Source organism: Aliivibrio sp. 1S128 (assembly GCF_001691065.1).
Taxonomy (GTDB): Bacteria; Pseudomonadota; Gammaproteobacteria; order Enterobacterales; family Vibrionaceae; genus Aliivibrio.
Genome location: NZ_MAJV01000010.1, coordinates 1 through 494 on the forward strand (window position 1 = coordinate 1; position 494 = coordinate 494).

General features: G+C 34.4%; 1 protein-coding gene. It reads left to right on the top strand.

All coding sequences use genetic code 11. From position 1 onward, the window contains the following. Window positions 1-134 precede the first annotated feature (134 nt). The gene (locus A6E03_RS03420) at window positions 135-470 is read left to right on the top strand and encodes a hypothetical protein (protein WP_065600172.1); all 336 of its coding nucleotides are present in this window, start codon (window positions 135-137) and stop codon (window positions 468-470) included. Window positions 471-494 lie beyond the last annotated feature (24 nt).

Sequence of the window (494 nt, forward strand, 5' to 3'; positions counted from 1 at the left end):
GTTTTACTTGACCACTACAGAAGTTGTTGAATTGTATAGAAAAGGGGTTAATGGTGAGAAGTTAGTTACAACTCGGAAGCATTATAACAAGAAAGCATCATGGAAAGAGAAAATGATGGGGGCTGTGCTGAATCGTGTCTACTAGTATTGAAATTTTAGGAATGTCAGTTTCGCTTTCTGTATTGTTGTGTTTTACAGGTTTTTTTGGTGGGTTATTTCCTTTTATGAGTGACTTAATTACTAGACAAAAGGTTGAACCAGAGAAAAAAATTGATCTTGATATCGAGTTTTTTTTAATTAAGCTTTTTATGATACCTATAGGCGCATTGGTTTTAACTGCTCTAGCTGTTGCTTTTGGTGCAGTGAATAATTGGCTTGCTGCATTATATTTAGGTGGTACTTTGCCTTTGTTAGTCGAAAAAGTTATCACAAATCAGAAAACGGTAGACAATCTAGCTTACCAACAGTAAATATACATAACAAACGACTATGGT